Below are 16,280 nucleotides of genomic sequence, written 5' to 3' on the forward strand. Positions count from 1 at the left end.
GTTGCCAAATTTATCAGTTGCACTACCAAACAAAGGGATACCGCTATTTTTAAACTTATTGCTTCAGTCATCCAAACTGCCAAATTGCCAACTCTCCACCCACATTTAACTGTGCATTATCACCGAAAGTGAACTTTCTTTGCTGATGAACTTGATCCTTCATCGTGCAAACAACCTTGCGAATTCGATAACTTGGAGCAACTTTCTGAGATACTTGTAAAGTAAAACCATGAGAACGATAGGTAGTAATATCTCCTGAGCAAGATGAGTGATAGCCAAAGACTCGAAGTAGTAATGCTAGTTCCTCGTGTTCCGCTAAAGTCAATTCAAGATGAACTTCTGAAATGTCTTCAAATAAAGAAGTTTCGGAGGTAGCAAGGTTTTTTAGATAAGCAGCACGGTCAAAGCAACCAGCACTGGTAAGCTTGATGTTTTTATAGTCTAAATAATCCTGATGAAATTCCATCAACCACGCACTGAAGGCTTCTCTCTCTGATTTGAGCGCCCAATAATGAAACCAGGGTACTTTTCCATCTTCGGTTTGACGAATTTGCAAATCAGAAAACGTTTCTTGGGCGACTAAGGATTTTAGTTTTTCATCTACAATATCAATCTGTCCTGCTTGTTTACTATTGAAACCAATACCCGAAAAACCTTCCCTAAACCCTTCAGCACCCCCTGGTGCAAAAAGCTCAAGATAGCTATGTTTCCCTCTGAGATAAGTACCCGCCCAACTCTCTGTATCAGTTTCTACGGTATCTCTGGATATTGTGCAGAATTCTTGGCTAATGAACTCTGATTTGGCTATTGACTCTAGTGTTTCTGTGTCGAGAGTAATATATAAATGGTTAAATTCTATTCCCATGTTTTTACTTCTTGAGCCTTAGCAATACAAATTGTGGAACAGACAAGATGCCTGTTCATAAAAACTCTTTAACTTAAGTCGCGCAAAGGTATTAGGATTATTCCTAAAATTACGAGTACCTTGAACTGAGATCTTGCACCATTCTCGCTTAACAGGCTTTCCGGCCTGTTCCACAAAGAGTGAGTTTTCTTGTGGGGTGGGCGTCCCGCCCGCCCATGAAAGGCTAATTGAAAATGGTGCAAGATCTCAGTTCAAGGAAATTCTGGAATGGCCTAGAAGCTCATGTCATACCGACTCTTGTGACGTGAGTCCGTCACCAGTGCGTTCAACTCACTTTACCAGGGATTGACCAGCTCCTCACCTCACCCAAAGTGACTGGCATCGGCTGCACCACATCAAGGGTAAAGCGGAAAACCTTGCGCGATCGACTACTGCTTTCCGGGTCGAAGAACTCTAGCTTGACATCCCAACAGTCACTGTTGAGGCGACAGAAAGGGCTTTTTTCCACTGTAATGGTGTCCAGTTGACGACGCTGGGCGATCGCCCGAGCAAAGGTCACAGCGGCTTGGAATATGTTAGTGGCAGCGAAGTTGAGCGCTCGATCGCGCGAAGTCTGCCCCAAATTCCGGAGATCGTTGTAGACTCGGTTGAGGAAGGAGGTCAGAGCTTGTCGGACGATCGGTTCTTGGGCTTCGTCTACTTGACGAGAGATTCGCACCATTGCCGCGTTCACCAGAGCATTCACTTTCCAGCCGTACATCCCCCGCACGTCATGTACCTTCACCACAGGCACAACTTCACCGGAGAAGAGTTCCACCGTGCGGTTGGTGCGTCGGGCGGGTACGCTGATCCGCTCTACAAACTCATCGCTGGTTTCTGGCTCTAGTTGCCCCGCCAACATGAGCAGAAATATCTCGTAGATATCTGTTGAAAACGGCCCTGTTGGATCTAGGGCATAGATCGTGTCTCCATCCAAGTTCAATATCCAGATTAACGAACGGCTTTCATCGGGGTTGCGATCGAGGTATTCGATCATCTGGCGGGCATCGTAGGGGTCTGCGGGCACCATGATACCGTTGATTTCGGAGGGGGCCATCAGTTGCTTGAAAGTGTCGCGGCGGCTTTCATCCCCGAAGTCGTAGCCAAGAGTCCCTAGGGCGTAAACGTTGCCAGAATAGGCGGTGCTGGCTTCCACTGTGGCGGAGTCAGCAACAGTAACGGATGCTTCTGTGGGTGTAGCAAGAGTGGCGGGTTGCACGGCTGGGCTGGTATCAGTAGCCGTTATAGCGGCGGTGATGCCAGCCGGGGCAACCGTAGCACTAGGCATGGCATATCCAGCACGTTCGGTGCGGGTCACTTTGTCGCCCGCGAAGGAAATGGTGAGGGAGGGTTGCCCAAACAGCACTCTCATTGCGCCGGGGATATTGACAAAGCCGCGCAGACATTGTTCCGGTTCTTCTACAACCTTTGGGTCGCAGGGAATCGCGGTGTTGAGTAGGGCGGCTCGGATGGCTTCGGCATCGATGGGTTTTCCTTCTCGCAGTTGCAAACTCATCAGCAGCGCAGAAATGCCCGTGATGACAGGAGCAGCCATGCTGCTTCCTGTCTGACGCACAGGTTTTTCGGTGCAGGGTTGCGCCCCTAGAATATCTTCACCCGGAGCAAGGATGCCTTCTTCTGTGTTGTTGCCGCCCCAGTTGCTAAATTTACACGGTGTACCATCGACTTTTGCGGCTCCCACTGCCAAAGTTCCCGGCAGCATGGCGGGCAGACACGAGTATTGGTGTACATTGTTCCCCACCGGCGCGACGATCAAAATATTGTTGTCTTGACATTTCTTAATCGCTTGGACAAGGATCTCTTCTCCTTCTCCCGTTTGGGTGGGGCGACAAAAAGCGCAGTGGATAATATTTGCTCCCAACTCTAAGGCTAAGTCGAAGGCACGGGCTATGTTGAGGGGTGACAGCATATCGGCATAGTTTCCTAGTGCATCATGGGGCATATTAATTACCCGACACTTGGGAGCCACACCGAAAACAGGACTGTGTTCTTGCCCCACAATGATACTGGTGACGTGGCAGGCATGGTCATTGAGTTCAACCCGCTCCTTGTTTTTTGGGAGGGCAGCGTAGAATGCATCTTCCTTCTTTTTACCCTTTAGCCCCTGGTCGCGGATTGCTTGGTAGGTGGCGTAATCTTGTGGGCTGATTGGTTCTGCTGGTTCGTGCCAGTAGGGAAACACCTTGGAGACTTCAGCTCCAGCAAAGCAGGACAATGTGTAATCTGGGTCGCCGTCTAGAATTACAATCGTGATGCGGGGGTCGCCGAGAGTTTGGTTGTGGAGTTGGGCCAGTCCAGGAATGCGATCGTCGAGGTCATGGGGGTGGAGTGCCAGCGATAGTTTGGTTGCAGAGCTATCAACTTTACTAGCTGAAACCGCCGCTGACGATCTTTCACCCTCAGCGACACTGGATGAATCTGGAGTCTGGGAGAGTAAATCTGAAGGAGCCAAGTCAACAGCCTCAGCCCCAATGTCCTCAACTTTTACCGAGGTATTGTCAGAACTGTCCCACACCCCAGGCGGCGGAATTTCTGCCACTAGCCCAACTGGCTCAAGCTGATTTCTCAATACTCCTGTCTCACCAGACTCAGGCTTAGCCTCAACTCCACCCAATTCAGTCTCCCTAGCCGAGACCATAGTCTCAGTCTGATATTCTGAGCTATCAACCTCAATCGACTCCAGTCCACTTGCTTCAACATTGCGGTTGGGCAACGACCCGAGCAAAAATTCTCCGACAGCCGACTCTTCCAAATAGTTTAGGCCTATCGCTCGACCAAAAGCATCGCTATCCCCAGCCCCCACTGCACAGGGAGCCAGACCCATATTGGTTGCCGCCAAGTAAAAGTTTTGATAGAGCAGTCCAAGATTCTTAAGCACAGTCGAATAAGCGATAGCGTAATAGCGACGAAATATGCGACCGAACCGTGCTGTAATTACTAACGTCACTTGTGGACGTGGATCCCAGAATTTCTCGACCAAGCCATAACCTAACGCAACTAAAATATCATCCCCCCATTCTAGTAGCTGCTCTAGCTGGTGATTGAGAGGGTCGTAGTGATACACCCCTGAATTCAAGCCTTGACAATGCCGTACCACCGGATAAATTTCTAATTCATACATTCCCCCGCCACCAGCATAAGCCCGTCGGCTCAACTCGCCATAGTCAAAATCTGCAACAGTACCTAACTTTTTTTGCAAATCTTTACTAATTAGCTGGTCTTGGTTAATTAATTCCTTAACACGGGCAGTGCGATACAGTAGTTCGCCCAGTTGCTCGACCGACATTGGATGGTTCTCATCATAATCTCGAACGGATTTTCGTGCTTCGATCGCTTGCGTGAGCGTGGCATCGTTACACATCAACGTCCCCAAATGCGGACGCTGTAGCGGTACAATCCGGTCGCTCATGGGCGGCTTCACCACCGGGAAATTCGACCACTGGTCAAACTTTTCATCTACTGTTGGATTGTCATGACGACCCAAGCGGCTGCGGCTATGGAACAGCAGGTTGTGAAACTCCCAAAGCTGGAGCGAGGGGGGTTCAGGGTCAGCCGTCAGAAACCCCGCAGCCCAAAGCAAATTGAGGAACTGATAGGCAGTTTCTGGTCCGAGGTAGGGCGGTGGCGTCAGTGTTGCTAAGGTTTGGGGCTGGGCGAGTTGAGCCAGGAGCGCACTTGCTCGCCAGTCGAGGAGCTTGACCCGAAACTTCGAGAGCGGGGACTCCAGCACCATTGTGCCTTCATAGGGATGTTGGTAGGCAAAGCGGGACAGGCCCAGACGGGTTTGTGTCCAGTAGAGTTCGGTCAAATTCAACTCAGCAGAATCCACCATCGGAACCGCCACTGCCAGCGGCAACACAGCGTAACTGAGCCAACTCCGCTCATCCAATTGTTGTAGCGTCACTGCAAACTGTTCCCCGGCTGCCCGACCATCGAGTTCGGCTAACCCTTGCACGAGAGATGCGGTGGTGGTGTTGCCTTCCTTGAGACGATCCAGAGCCATACCGATTCCGGGCGTTGTGGCAAGGGTTAGCAAAGCGGTCGGATCGGATTCTGCCGAGTGCAGGGTGTAGTAGTCTTCGGCGCTTTTGACTTGGACAAAAGGGTTGAGGGAAACCGCGAAAGGGTGATTGCTCATGGCGTAGATAATGGGAAACGATGATTGGGAAAGTGAGTCAATGGCAATAGCGATCGATGAAATTATTATAAATGGAATCTTATTTGATGTTAACAATTGGAGCAGTGTAATGTTAGAAGGTTATCATTTTTTTCAGACTGTTGAACGACTGTTTGACGCGCTGTTTGAAAGATAGATTCATGATGTTCTGATTGGCGGCGTTGCCTATTGTTCGGATTTTATTGTGCTGAGTGCAGGATGTATAGCGGTTTCCAAACCTGTAAAGTCAATCCAACTTTAGGGGCAGAATACTTGCGTTCCTTGTGGTGTACCGCATCAGAGTGGAAATTGCTCTAGTAGTCTTCAGTTTTGATTTCCTCATCAGAATCTTTTTCAAAAACAATCAAAATTACGGATGTAGTTAATATTCTTCATATCGAATGTAGTAAAAATTAAAATTTTCTAATCGACTGTTTTCTAACTCTTGCTCTGTAACATACACACCAGAAAAAATGATAGAAGTTTGACTTTGACAAAAGCCATAAATCCTATCACCTAAGCTATTAAACCTAAAATATTTTGGTATGTCTTTGAGGTTTTTGAAGTAAAACCCTAAAACTGGCCTTGCATAAGCTTTAGAGAAGCATATTTTGAAGATAGATGATTCCCTGAAAATGGAATTCACTTTTTCTGAAAAGTATTTTTGTATGTATGGTGTCAAATACTTTCCTCTGTTTCCTAATGATCCAGGCTGTGCTGGAGTAACAGGACATAGAGTCAGGTGAGTACGACCATCGAAGAAAAGTTCAAAACCGATGACGCCCATATCTCTAATCAGAACCTGTGTTAATTCATCTGAGTAGTGACCACCATCAAGAGCGATCGCTGTCCTTGCTAATTCTTCACAATCTTCCTCCGTGTCGAGATGGATATACAGCATCACACTGGAATCTTCCAGCTTTGAACTTAAGTGAATGCCAATCGTGTTATCCATAATTTTGCGGGAGCCAATATGTGCTGCGACAAACTGCTCAAACGATTTACGATTGAGACGTACACCTAACCGATTCTCGATTTTATCCAAGAACTTAAACGTATGAGTTAGCAATTTTGGCCAAGTTTTTCTCATAGGGAGAACAACAGTCTCATAACGTCCTGCTAGCAGTTGACTACCTTCAACTTTGCAAGACGGTTTAACACTACATATACCTTCTATTTCAATAATTATCTCTTCAAAAAGAGGGAGAGGAAAGGTTGGCTCAACATCAAAAGCTTCTTGATGAGCTCGGATAAACTGAATACGGCGGTCTTTGAAACGATTATTTTGAATATTTTGAAGCATAGAGTTTCAGAACGGGATTATTGGAGGATGTTAGTAAAGGGAAATTGCGAAATATTAGGTCATTTTTAAGAAAATTCAAAACCAGGACGTGGCTGACATCCGTCACGTTGATCGTAGTAAAAGCAAAAATTTTCTAATCGAGTCTTCTCTAACTCTGGCTCTGCAACAGCCACACCAGTACCCGTGATGCAACTTTGACTTTGACAATAATCGTATATCTTATCACCTAAACTATTAAATAGAAAATATTTTGGTATGTCTTTGATGTTTGTGAAGTAAAACCATAAGACTGGCATTGCATAGTCTTTAGAGAAGCGTGTCATAAGGAGATAAGAACCCCTGAAAATAGAATTTACCTTCGGTGAAAAGTGTTTTTGTATGTAGGGTGTAAGATACTTTCCTCTAATTCCTAATGATCCTGGCTGTGCTGGAGCATAAGGACATAGCTCGACGCGACTACGACCATCCAAGAAAAGTTTAAAGCTAATTGCCCAAGTATCTCTAATCAAAACCTGTGTTAATTCATCTGAATAGTGACCGCCATCAAGAGCGATTGCTGTCCTTGCTAATTCTTCAGGATCTTCCTCGTCATCGATATAAACATAGAAGACTGCACTGGAATCTTCCAGCTTTGAACCCAAGTGAATGCCAATACTGTTGTTCGTGATTTTACGAGAGCCAATATGTGCTGCTGCAAACTGCTCAAACGAGTTACGATTAATGCGTATACCCAACTGATTCTCAATTTTATCTAATAACTTAAACGCATGAGTTAGCGATTCCGGCCAAGACTTTCCAGGATATTTACAAACCTCATGACGCCCTGCTAGCACTCGGCCACCTTCAATTTGGCAAGAGGATTCAACAAAACAAGAACCTTCAATCTCAAGAATTACCTCTTCAAAAAGAGGGAGAGGGAAGGTTGGCTCAACATCAAAAGCCTCTTGATGGGCTCGGATAAACTGAATACGGCGGTCTTTGAGACGATTATTTTGAAGCATAGAAGTTAGGGTAATCATCTTAGTAATTTTTGTTGCTAATTTTAATGGATTGCCTAAGTTTAACAACAAAGTACGGATTGCTTTTTTAGCAAAAAATATTTAGTGGAAATTAATCGCCACTGAGATTGACCTGATGGCGATTAATTTCCCATTTTTCACACCGCTAAACGCCGAAGCGTTGTAGCGCCTGTCTTTTGGGAGGTGTAAGATGAAGACGAGGTAGATGAAGAAAGTGTACAAAACTCAGGATAAAGTAAAGTTTTGCTCGCAACTCGACATCTTTAACCTCGTCAACAACTCACAGCCTAGTAAATCACTTCTATGGCAACTGGAGGTTAACTGTAGTGCCACTGAAGTAAGCTAGGCTACATATCCTTACTCACCATCGAAGGCAGTAATACAAGTACTGGCAGACGCTTCCGCACCATCGAAGGCAGTCATACAATGAGTGATAGATGCTTCCGCACCATCGAAGGCAGTCATACAATGAGTGATAGATGCTTCCGCACCATCGAAGGCAGTCATACAAGTAGTGGCAGATGCTCCCACACCAGCATCACCGAGAGATTCCTCAGAGAGTTCAGCCAAGTAGGTGGGGAGTTTACCAGTGGTGCTCCGCATCACTGGTTTGCCTTGTTGGGGCAGAATGTTCTTCTTTTCCATGAGTAATTTCCTCATTTTGTTGTTTGGTTTGTTGACCCGTTGAGGTGGGTCAATCCTCTTCTTCTTTGGAAAGAAGCCTATTAGGACGACATTTGGCACGTAGCGAAGCCGTCGCCTGCAAACTTTAAAAAGACTTAAAACGGTATATTTGTAGGGTTCATCTCTGCTTCAGGCAGGGGCACGGTTCGCCATCCCAACTTCACCGGCACATCATAGAGCCGCCCTGGACCCAACCGCGACCAAAAGGTTCGCATTCCCGGTACAATCACTTTGACCACGCTCAAGCCAATGTCCGGTCGCGTCTGGTCTAACACCAGTGTTTCTAGCCCTACTGCTTGGGCCCTCTCCACACAATTCATCACATCTGTGTAGATGTCATCACTCCAAGAGTTCGGGTAATCATTGGCAGTCTTAAGCGGCTGCGATGCATCTGGGACTAAACAAGGATGACTTGCTCGAGTCACTTCTAGCCACCAGTCTCTCGACTCACCCTTAATCCGCTCGTCAGGAATTTTGTCAAGCTCCAGCCCAACTTGGCTCACTTCAGTGAGGGCACGAACAATGGCAATCTTCGGGTCGAGATGTGCCCCAAAACCAATAGCTATTCGCTCTGAACCCACCGTGCGATTAGATAGACCTGCAAAGGCTGGAATTCCCAAGTCAGCAGTCAAATCCAGCACCCATAATTCCCGGTTCTGTTCCCGGTAGAACTGCTGTAACTGGACAAAGTATGGCTCGTCAAAGCTCGTCAAGTCCACCCCCGGACGGCTGAGGCGGTTGTACCACCACAGAGCTACACAATCGCGCTCCACCAGTTCCATAAACCCTTGCAAGATTGCTTCTTCCAGGGTGTTGCCTGCTGCATTACCGTTGGAATCCGCCTTACAGAAGCGCTCAGCGTCTGGCATGGGGTAGTTGTAGTAGCAAAAGCCAGTAGGTACATATTTGTGCTTTTGCTCAGTCAACGACCACACTGGTGTCCAGTCGATCGCTTTACTGGCGTCAAACCAATGGGGAATCCAGCGATAGGCTGCCGCTGAACCCTCAGCGTTCAAGCTCTCCCGATTGGCATACTGCTCATCGCTAAAGTACAAACACTGCTCTGGATGAATTGCCAAGTCCCCTAGTTGCGCCAGGGTTGCCTGTTTGCGGGGTTCGTCTCCCTGAAAGATGCCCGAATAGCGTTCCACCGCCTCGCCCAAACCACTAGCTCGGGATTGGCTATCGGTCTTACCTTTGCCAGAACTCTTGTATTTTAGGGTATTACGCAGCCCCCGTAGGGTGGTGGCACTGCCGAAGCTATGCCCCGCCCGGTAGGTATGTACCAAGGGATTAGTCGGGTCAGAGAGCCGCACCAGTTCCGTTACCACTCCCGTAACAGGGCTGATCAAGTGCTCGTATTTCTGCAAGGTCTGTTCTGGGCTGGTGGTACGGTAACCACCATCATGGGTGAACTGCTTGCGGCGCGATTCTAGCTTCAGCGGTTCAAACGCTCGTCGCTGCATAATTTCCGGGTCACCACAGGTCGGACATTGCGGCCGCTTAATCAAGATATGGCTTTTCAAGTCCAGAATTGTCTGGTTGAAGGTGATCACCTTGCCGTCGAGGGTTGGGAAGCGTGCCGTTCCCGGCGCAGTGGCATTGACGTGTTGCTTGACAATCCACTTGGCTATCTCGGTGGCGGCGAACTGTAACCCCGTTTGCAAGGTCGAAGGCAGCGTCGCCCGTGCCGTAGGCAAGCAGCTCGCCACAGACCCATGCTGACCATTGCGCTCCTGCTGGGCTTGTTTTTGCACCAAGACCGACGACTCAACTTCGCGGTTGCCCCGCAGCCGATGGGCAAGACAGCCCCAACACCCCGTCTTTCCCGGAACAAACACCGGTCCCAACCACAGGACACTGCCTACTGGCTTGACGAGCAGCCAAGTTTGCTGGCGCTCCAGAGCCTGCTTGTTGATGGCGGCTAGTTCCTGCTGCAAATAGTCATCGGTCAAGACGATGTTCAACGCCACTGAAGAATCTGCATCTGCGGAATTTTGCACCGGAATGCCCATGTCCCGCAGGGCAGTTGCCAGGGCAGCAACCGTGACTTCACTGATGTTATCGCCCACCGTTGTCAGCGTCACCGGCTGCTGTAGCCCCTCGGCTGCTACGGGGGGTGCAATCCCTAACTCGCTCCAAAATGCTGCCACTTCCGAGGATAGTTCCGGGGCTACCTCGGTGAGGTAGCCTTTCTCTGCGAGCCGATCGAGCACATAGTCAATGTGTTCCGCTGGGACTGCCCCATCAAATTTTTCGACAATCTGCTCCCGGGTGTGTTGCCCATTCAAAAGAGGCACGATTTGGCAGTAGAGTTGCCCGGTGAGGGCGTAGTTGCTCTGTTCGCCAAGGAGGTAGACTTGGTTTGGCTCGATCGCCTCGACATGAAAGTGGGGCTTAATTTGGAGCAGTGTGGTGGATTGCATAGAGCGAACAGTCAGTCATTAAGTGGACGATGATAACAAGACAGGCTAGGGATTAGGCCCAGATGCGGCCCCGGCGGAAGGGTTTAGGGTGTTTTTCTGACTTCTTGGCTTGCTTCTTGGCGTAGTCGCACCAGAAGGAATAATCTTGCAGCCCTGTCTGGGAAGTCGGCACGTAAGACTTTTTCTGTTCTGGCGTGGAGGAGACCTCAGAGGGTGTTACTTCTGTTTTCTCCTTACCCGTTTCCTTTTTCTCATTAGCCATAGTTTCCTTAGTTTCCTTAGTTTCCTTAGTTTCTTTAGGTGTTTGGAGGGTTTGCGGTGGCTGGGAAGCCACAATCCCCTCTAGCTTGAGGTAGTCGATCCGGTGTGCCCCATCTCCCAAACCAACAGCGGTGGTCAGGGTCAAGATATGTTTCCCGGCGCTGAGGGCTGGCAAAGGAATCTGGGTTTTGGTTGGCTTGCCTGACCCGACCCCGACGAGTTCGGTCACTGGCTCACCATCAACCAAAAGGGTGTCAACTTGAGAACCAAAAAAGTTGTAAAAGAGTGTAAGTTCGCCTGTGCTGTAGTTTTTGCCAAGGGTGAATTGGATATTCAGTTTGTCGGTGGAAAAAAGGTACTTTCCCTTCCTCTGCGGTTTGGTTTTGCAAGCTGGAACCACTAGCAGCGATGGCATCTGTGGCTGGTTAATGGGGTCTTTATCTGACCCAACAACATAGGTAAATTCAGCGTGCCACCCACCTACCTGCGAAAACTCCTGACTTCCTTTACCAGGTTGACCAATTTGCCATAGGATTTCAGTTTGCTGAGGCATGGTGATTAGTGGCTAGTGGCTCGTTAATAGAATCGTCCCATGCCCCCAAAGCCACCCCAGCCCTGGCTGGCTGCACTTTGGCTGGCACTAGAGTGCATCACTTGGTTGAAACTGCGGTTGGCATAGGCTGAAGGATCGTTATAGTTAGCACCATGAAGCAGATCCATCCGAATATGCACCAAATCATCGGGATTACCATTTTCCACATCTACGCACAGCGCAGGCTGGATGAAATGGGGGCGTTTGACTGGGGGAGACAATAGAGGAAGTCGCATGATTGAGGATTCTCCGCATTGATAGGGTGAACAAATTTAGCTCTCTTGGCGAGAGTGCTTTTTGTGATTGCACTCTCACTCAAATTGTGTCGCCTTTTAGTACGGTGAAGACCAAGAACGAACTTCGCCCAAAGTAACAGGAATCAGATCGCTCACATCAATGGTGAAGCGGAAAATCTTCTTGGCACGACGGCTGTTTTCAGGGTCGAAGAATTTCAATTTCACATCCCAGCAGTCGCTATCCATGCGACAGAAGGGACTTTTTTCAACAGTAACGCTGTCGAGTTCCATGCCCACAGCAACCGCTTCGCTGAAGGTTTGGGCCGCTTGGAAAGCGTTAGTGACAGAGAAATTGAGGGCGCGGTCTTGGGATGTGGTTCCTAAGTTGCGGAGGTCGTAGTAGATGCGATTGAGGAAGCCATCTAAGGTTTTGCGGATGCGGTCTTCGTCAGCAGTGCCGTCTTCAGCTTGTACCGCGTCCATCGCGGCAGTGACCAAGTTGTTGACTTTCCAGCCGTAGATGCCACGGGTGCTTTGGGGTTCAATTACCGGAATAACTTGACCGGAAAATAGCTTGACTTTGCGCCCGGTCAAGATGCCTGGTATGCTGACGCGCTCGACGTATTCTGAATCGTTTTCTGGTTGAATTTGACCCGCGAGGAGTTCGTGGAGAGCACGGTAGGATTCGGCTGCGAAGGGACCAGTGGGGTCGATCGCATAGACCGGAGTCAGTTCAATGTTAAGCGTCCAAATGAGCGATCGCGCCTCAGAAATATTGGCGTCCAGGTAGTCCACCATCTGACGGGCATCGTAGGGGTTCGCCGGAACCATCGTTGTCCCAAAGTTAAAAGGGGGCATCAGTTGTTTGAACGAGTCCCGACGAGCTTCGGTTCCGAAGTCGTAACCGAGGGTTCCTAGGGCATAGACAATCTGACCCATGTCAGCGATTTCGCTGGGGGCTTGGCTGGCGGTGACGGAATTAGCAGTTAAATTTGGCATCATTGGTTGTTGGGTTGTAGCAGTGGGAAACGATTGAATCAAATCTTGCAAGTTTGGGGTGTTGCTGGGGACAGCCCCAGCAGTCGCAGTGGCTGCTGTTGCAACCGAGGTTTGAGGCGATTGCCCTTGCGCGGTGGCGATCGCTTCACCCGTATTGCTCAGGCTGCCATCACAACCACAGCCTGTAGCTTCTACTTCTGATGCACCCACTGATGCGAAATTCTCTGCCATATTTCCTCCTTTTAGTAACGTTATTGCTCCAGGGATGTTCAGTTTGCCTGTCAGACACCGCCTGGTTTCTTCTGGCAAGTCAGGGTCGCAGGGTAAAGCACTCTGCAACAGTATTTGACGAACTTTTTGGGGGTCGGGGGTTTCTCCCCGCTCCCGCTGAAGACTCAGCAGCACTGCTGCTACACCTGAGACAATCGGAGTGGCAAAGCTCGTACCGCTGAGACGGTCGGTGCCACCACCGGGTTTAGCCCCCAAAATATCCTCGCCGGGGGCAAGAATACCTTGGTTTTGATAGGTTTCACCCCAGTTGCTAAATCCCAAGGGTTTGCCATTTGCATCCATCGCCCCGACTGCTAGCACTGCGGGCAACGCTGCGGGTACGTGCAGGCAATCGCAACCATTATTTCCAGCCGCTGCAACGAGCAAGACGTTGTTTTCTCGACACAGACGAACCGCATTTTCCAGCCACCCATCAGCTTCGCCAAAGTCGGTCAGTTGACCCCCACTGAGGTTAATAACGTGTGCTCCTGCATTGACCGCTTGCTCGATTCCCCGAGCTAAATCTAGCTGGGATGTCTTGCGGCGATCGTCGGCAAAGATCGGCACTATTATTCCCTTACATCGGGGAGCTATTCCCTGCACCGAACTACCCGGTTGCCCAAAAATAATGCTGGCAACGTGAGTTCCGTGAATGGACATATTGCCATTAGTTTGAGCTTCCCCTCTAACTAAGGTGGGCAAATAAGTTAAATCTGCACCTTGGAAACAAGGATGATTCCGATCGACAGGGCCATCCAAAACGGCAATACAAATACTATTATTTCCCTGGGATATGGTGCTTAATGTATCTAACATTTAACAAGACTCGGAACAGTTAGGGGAACCATAATACAAGTTTTACAAGGCTAGAAGTATAAAACTCTTGAATCAAATACAAGTCAGGGACGAAAATTAAATTGATTTAATTATTCGTAGTGGCTCAAAGTTATAAAAAATAAGCCATTTGGCTATCTAAAAATAGCCCGGACTATCGTTTTAAAAGAATCAAGTAGTTCTGCATGGCAAGGATAATTACGAAGTAAAACGGTTAATCCATCGTTATCAAAGCCCTGATATTTCAGGATTACCAAGAGTCAAACTTAATAGACATCTCCCTAAATAACAGATAAGTCTAAAATAGATAAGCCTAAGCAGGATAAGGATTTTAGATTTATTTGTACCCGGTACAACTGATTTTACGATCAAATATACGGACTCTTAGAATCTTAGTCACAAGTTTATTTGATCCGATCATCTAGTTGACTATCAAGTTTTTGAGATGTACTTTACCGTTTGACTGGTATCTCTATACCTTTACAACAGTACAGTAACATTTGAAATCTGTCAAGTAAAATTTATAAAAATCATATTTCAGAGGGCGGGGCTGTTTCATCATCGAATTTTAGCTATTCTAAAAGTGTGAATGAAAATATTAACTTATATAGTATAGATAGCTCGCGAAAAAATCAACTATTAATAAAATTAATAGTCAAATAAATTTTTTTAGCGCAAAAATTAGAGAGCGATCGTAAAATACATCTAAGTTCCTCCTGGCGCGAGAATACCCTGATTGCTGTAGGTTTCTCCCCAGTTGCTGAAGTTTAGAGGCCGACCGAGATCGTCCATTGCTCCCACTGCCAAGACTGCCGGAAGGGCTGCGGGGACGTGCAAGCAATTGCAGCCGTCGTTCCCAGCAGCAGCCACAATTAATACGTTGTTGTCGCTGCACAGTTCCACAACACTCTCCAGCCAGCCTTCGGCTTCACCTATTTCGGTAAGTTGACCGCCGCTGATGTTGATGATGTGAGCGCCGGCATTCACAGCAGTTTCGATCGCGCGAGCCATGTCTAGCTGAGACACTCTAGAATGGTTGTCGGAAAAGATCGGAACTATCAATCCCCGACATTTAGGCGCAATTCCCGCTATCTCCGAGCCGTGCTGCCCGAAGATTATGCTGGCAACGTGAGTAACGTGCAAAGACATCGCACCGGTGGTACAGACTTCTTCCTGGACTAATGTCGGCAGTCGTTTCAGGTCAGCTCCGGCAAAACAAGGGTGAGTCCGGTCTACTAAGCCGTCAAGTACCGCAACACAAATTTGAGAATCACCAGACGTTTTTTCCCACAGGCTTTGAATTCCTGGGATTTGGGTTGTATCGGCCATTTAATCTAAAAATATTTAGGTCTGGCTGGTTTTCGGCCTCAACAGATAGATTACTTTAATTTGCGCTGAAAAAAACCTGTTTTCTTTAAAATTTTGTTAAATTTTATTGTCTGTTACACATATCCTTTTTTAAAAAATTTTAGGGTATTAATTTATACTTGTTGGCTCGGGTAAGTAGCAGACTGCGATCGTCGATCGCGGAAAGTTCGCGTCCCGCGAAAGCTCTTTGACGGACATATCAACGGTAAACCCGACCGTCGCTTCTTTATCGGGTACTTGAAGTCAGTGAGTCAGGCTGCTTTCCGTGAATTGAACGGGGAGGGGTTCTGCTGCGGGTGTTTCGGGTGATGGTGGTGTTGGTGCTGGCAATACAGCTTCGGGCGTTGGCGGTACTAGCGATCGTGTTGATGCTGATGTTGGTGCAGCTTCCCGATCGCCAAAGACAAACTCTTTCCCCGAATATGAAGCGCTGACCGCCCAAGTCCCACTCGCGATCGCTGCTTGACCCCACTAACGCTCTTTCATCACTCTAAGAAAGGAAAAATCTGACCATAATTTGATAATGCTAATCTGGTATGGTTTTGTGGAGCGATTTTCTAACACCTTGCTGGCGTTGGGAGCATTTGGCAAGAGATCCTTTGCTGTCGTGTCTTCGAGAATTTACTCTCATGAAAGTGACTATAAATTACAATGTCTTGTCGTGTTCGATCTCTATCGGATCTTTAGAAAAATGGTATGAGGTACGGGTTCTAAACAGGGAGTTAACTTTGAGAACTGTCTTGGGATTGGGCGATCGTACAATCGGCCGAAATGCACTTCTGAGTCAAATCGCTGATAATATCTAAGCTCATATTGTCAACTAATTTAGTCAGAGCCGCAGCAATTTGCTTCTGCGACAGCGGAATTCGCTCAATTAACAGCCTTACCGCTTGCTCGTCTCCACAAGCGGCTGCTTTATAAAGCTTCTCAATCAACTCCCTCGGCAACACAGACAGCGACTCAGAAGTCAGTTGCACAACAGGCTCATCCTGTTCGGACTTCCTCGGCGACTCCTCTTGATAGATATAGCGAACTGATTCTTTTACGCTGAACATTTCTCAACATAGCTGTGCAATGCTGGAGATGTAACGATAGCAATTCCGTCATTGCTGACAGAACAGGTCGAATCCGACAAAGCACGTAACAGGATATTACGTGCGCCGTTCAAATCTCTCCCAATTACCGTTTGGCAATTCGGACATTTGAA

12 protein-coding genes and 1 pseudogene are annotated in these 16,280 nt (G+C 48.0%); 1 reads left to right on the plus strand and 12 read right to left on the minus strand.

Annotated features, from left to right (window positions below; translation table 11 throughout):
* Positions 1 to 67 precede the first annotated feature (67 nt).
* From JGK11_RS11425 to JGK11_RS11470, 10 genes and pseudogenes are all read right to left on the minus strand, one after another.
* Complete coding sequence (locus JGK11_RS11425; protein ID WP_293190728.1) at positions 68 to 865, minus strand: DUF5829 family protein; 798 nt, start codon at positions 863 to 865, stop codon at positions 68 to 70.
* Positions 866 to 1,190: 325 nt separating this feature from the next.
* Positions 1,191 to 5,063 carry a PatA/PatG family cyanobactin maturation protease gene (locus tag JGK11_RS11430; RefSeq protein ID WP_293190731.1) on the minus strand — a complete coding sequence of 1,291 codons (3,873 nt, stop codon included), beginning with the start codon at positions 5,061 to 5,063 and terminating at the stop codon, positions 1,191 to 1,193.
* Between the two features lie 400 nt (positions 5,064 to 5,463).
* Entirely contained in the window at positions 5,464 to 6,384 is a 921-nt protein-coding gene (locus tag JGK11_RS11435) for a LynF/TruF/PatF family peptide O-prenyltransferase (protein ID WP_293190733.1), read from the minus strand.
* 65 nt (positions 6,385 to 6,449) lie between these two features.
* Entirely contained in the window at positions 6,450 to 7,403 is a 954-nt protein-coding gene (locus JGK11_RS11440; RefSeq protein WP_293203147.1) for a LynF/TruF/PatF family peptide O-prenyltransferase, read from the minus strand.
* A gap of 357 nt (positions 7,404 to 7,760) precedes the next feature.
* On the minus strand, positions 7,761 to 8,048 hold the full coding sequence (locus JGK11_RS11445) for a DUF5837 family cyanobactin class RiPP (RefSeq protein ID WP_293190738.1): 288 nt from the start codon (positions 8,046 to 8,048) through the stop codon (positions 7,761 to 7,763).
* Between the two features lie 134 nt (positions 8,049 to 8,182).
* The gene (locus tag JGK11_RS11450; protein ID WP_293190741.1) at positions 8,183 to 10,513 is read right to left on the minus strand and encodes a TOMM precursor leader peptide-binding protein; all 2,331 of its coding nucleotides are present in this window, start codon (positions 10,511 to 10,513) and stop codon (positions 8,183 to 8,185) included.
* A gap of 52 nt (positions 10,514 to 10,565) precedes the next feature.
* On the minus strand, positions 10,566 to 11,327 hold the full coding sequence (locus JGK11_RS11455; RefSeq protein WP_293211726.1) for a cyanobactin biosynthesis PatC/TenC/TruC family protein: 762 nt from the start codon (positions 11,325 to 11,327) through the stop codon (positions 10,566 to 10,568).
* A 23-nt stretch (positions 11,328 to 11,350) separates the two neighbouring features.
* Positions 11,351 to 11,602, minus strand: a complete 252-nt coding sequence (locus tag JGK11_RS11460; protein WP_293190745.1) for a cyanobactin biosynthesis system PatB/AcyB/McaB family protein — start codon at positions 11,600 to 11,602, stop codon at positions 11,351 to 11,353.
* Between the two features lie 96 nt (positions 11,603 to 11,698).
* Positions 11,699 to 13,687 (minus strand): PatA/PatG family cyanobactin maturation protease, encoded by a 1,989-nt coding sequence (locus JGK11_RS11465; protein ID WP_293190747.1) that lies wholly within the window; start codon positions 13,685 to 13,687, stop codon positions 11,699 to 11,701.
* Positions 13,688 to 14,419: 732 nt separating this feature from the next.
* Positions 14,420 to 15,034: pseudogene (locus JGK11_RS11470) on the minus strand (S8 family serine peptidase); the annotation flags it as partial.
* Between the two features lie 335 nt (positions 15,035 to 15,369).
* On the opposite strand from JGK11_RS11470, the gene JGK11_RS11475 reads away from it, so the two are divergent.
* The gene (locus JGK11_RS11475) at positions 15,370 to 15,507 is read left to right on the plus strand and encodes a hypothetical protein (RefSeq protein ID WP_293184582.1); all 138 of its coding nucleotides are present in this window, start codon (positions 15,370 to 15,372) and stop codon (positions 15,505 to 15,507) included.
* Between the two features lie 288 nt (positions 15,508 to 15,795).
* Here the strand turns inward: JGK11_RS11475 and JGK11_RS11480 are convergent, their stop codons facing one another.
* Positions 15,796 to 16,128: a hypothetical protein gene (locus tag JGK11_RS11480; RefSeq protein ID WP_293211729.1), complete on the minus strand. Its 333-nt coding sequence runs from the start codon at positions 16,126 to 16,128 to the stop codon at positions 15,796 to 15,798.
* A partial coding sequence (locus JGK11_RS32865) for a zinc ribbon domain-containing protein (protein ID WP_366053636.1) occupies positions 16,116 to 16,280 on the minus strand: 165 nt, incomplete at its 5' end. The genes JGK11_RS11480 and JGK11_RS32865, both read right to left, overlap by 13 nt.

This window comes from Microcoleus sp. PH2017_34_RAT_O_A, assembly GCF_020737885.1.
GTDB lineage: Bacteria > Cyanobacteriota > Cyanobacteriia > Cyanobacteriales > Microcoleaceae > Microcoleus.